The sequence below is a fragment of the Apibacter sp. B3546 genome, from assembly GCF_009827885.1.
GTDB lineage: Bacteria > Bacteroidota > Bacteroidia > Flavobacteriales > Weeksellaceae > Apibacter.
The window spans coordinates 1-1,923 of record NZ_WINW01000019.1; the positions used below are offsets into that span (position 1 = coordinate 1).

Sequence of the window (1,923 nt, forward strand, 5' to 3'; positions counted from 1 at the left end):
ATAATGTATAATGAAGAATGTATAATGAAGAATGAAAATGAAAATGAAAATGAAGAATGTAAAATGAAGGATGATGTTCTTTTAGAAAAAGAACCAAAAGCGCCCCCGCTTTTAAAAAAAGTAGGGGGAGAAAATCAAAATTTATCAGGGTTATATTCTACAAAAGAAGAAAGAAAAAAAGATTGTGAGGAAATAGTAAATAATTTCAATAATAGATGCACTTACTTGCCAATAGTCCTAAAAATAACGGACAAAAGAATATCATCGGTTAGCGCAAGGATAAAAGAATTTGGAAAAGAGAAAGTAAAAGAGGTAATAGACTTGGTGTCGGAGTCGACATTTTTAAATGGGCAAAATAAACAAAGCTGGACAGCTGATTTTGATTGGATTATGAGCCCTGCCAATTTCATTAAAATTTTAGAGGGAAATTATAAAAACAAGGATTTAAGACAAGAAACAACCGATGAAGATTTCACAATTAATAGATAAAGAAGGATTAGGAAATTTAATACCCAAACGCCCAACCCTGCCTTCTACTTATAACTATTTAAAGCAAAATAATCCTGAACATCATATTGTAAAAGATTATGAAGCAGCATTATATGCTTATCAAGAATACCAAAAAAAAGCAAATGAAGCTGAGGGAATTATTGAAAAAAAAGAAGTTATAAAACCTATTGGAACCATGGATGTAAAAGAATTAAAAAAATATTTCTGTCAGGCGTTTTATAAAGTAAACAAGGAAAAATTCAATCCAAATGCAAATGATGGAGAAGCAAATCAATTTTTATGCACCTTACTTTATTATTTTGCTAAGTCAGATAATTTTTACAAAAGTAATCTTTTATACAAAGGAGATAAAATCACACATGATTTAAATAAAGGATTACTTGTAATAGGGGGATATGGCTGTGGAAAAACTTCATTTTTTAAAGCTTTCCATTATCTATTTAATGTATGCCTGGAACAAGATATTTCAATTAAAAATCTAAATGGAGATCTTATAAAATTAGCCAGATACAAACAGTTTTTTAAATACTTTACGGCAAATCAAGTTGTAGAGAAATATGAGGTATGCGCAGAACCTGCTGATAAAGATTTCTTTTGGCAACAACAAAATAATGGGCGTGCCTATTATGATGATATTTTAACAGAGCGAGAGGCTAACAACTACGGAAAGGCTGAAATATTCAAAGATATACTGGAAAAAAGATACGATTTGGGAAGTACAACTTTAATAAGCTGTAATTACCACAAACGCTCTATCAAAGATAAAAATGGGAGAGTCGATGTTTTGGAAAATGTGAATTCTACCTTGTGGCAATTTGGTAAAAGATACGGACCCCGTATATACGATCGATTATTCTCCATGTTTAACATCATTGAATTAAAAGGAAAAAGCCTTAGAAGGTGACCTATTAAAGACTGTAAAAAACTTAAAAAATGAGAAAAATAAGTAAAAAAGAAAAAGATAAATTATTTCATGAATATGTGGTTTTATCCATGTTGTTACTCCATGTAATAGACCGGTTAAAAAGAATACAGGAATTCAATGAAAGATCCAAAAAATTTAAAGAAAACTTAGAATTTAACGCAAAAGAAATAGAGGAGTTAACCGATAAAGTATTTACAATAAAAAAGATAAGTGGATCTACCTACATTCAGGATCTCGCCCAAAAAGTGGAAACAGTTATCCGTAAAAATTTTGTCACAATTTAAAGATTGAATTTAAAAAACGAAAAAGCATTTTACAATTGAATTATAAAAAAATGGAATATTCAAAAAAACAAATTACAAACAAAAATAATAATCCTACTATCGGTTATAATGATTATACAGAAGTATATAACTAAAGGAGAAGGATCCTGTAACGTTATAATGGGTAGTACTTCAAAGAGTTTAACGTTAGGGTATAAATCGCAT

The 1,923-nt window shown here is 29.4% G+C and carries 3 protein-coding genes; all 3 read left to right on the top strand.

The window, feature by feature from the left end; all coding sequences use genetic code 11:
• Positions 1-489: hypothetical protein (locus GFU93_RS04310; RefSeq protein ID WP_221411555.1), on the top strand; the 489-nt coding region annotated here is incomplete at its 5' end.
• Positions 464-1,414 (top strand): hypothetical protein, encoded by a 951-nt coding sequence (locus tag GFU93_RS04315; protein WP_160567545.1) that lies wholly within the window; start codon positions 464-466, stop codon positions 1,412-1,414. The genes GFU93_RS04310 and GFU93_RS04315, both read left to right, overlap by 26 nt.
• A 29-nt stretch (positions 1,415-1,443) precedes the next feature.
• Positions 1,444-1,719: a hypothetical protein gene (locus GFU93_RS04320; protein WP_105297668.1), complete on the top strand. Its 276-nt coding sequence runs from the start codon at positions 1,444-1,446 to the stop codon at positions 1,717-1,719.
• Positions 1,720-1,923: the final 204 nt, after the last annotated feature.

What these genes read in the sequence shown, in the direction of transcription:
- GFU93_RS04320 (WP_105297668.1), top strand. Translation starts at nt 1,444, where the DNA reads ATGAGAAAAATAAGTAAAAAAGAAAAAGATAAATTATTTCATGAATAT.
- GFU93_RS04315 (WP_160567545.1), top strand. Translation starts at nt 464, where the DNA reads ATGAAGATTTCACAATTAATAGATAAAGAAGGATTAGGAAATTTAATA.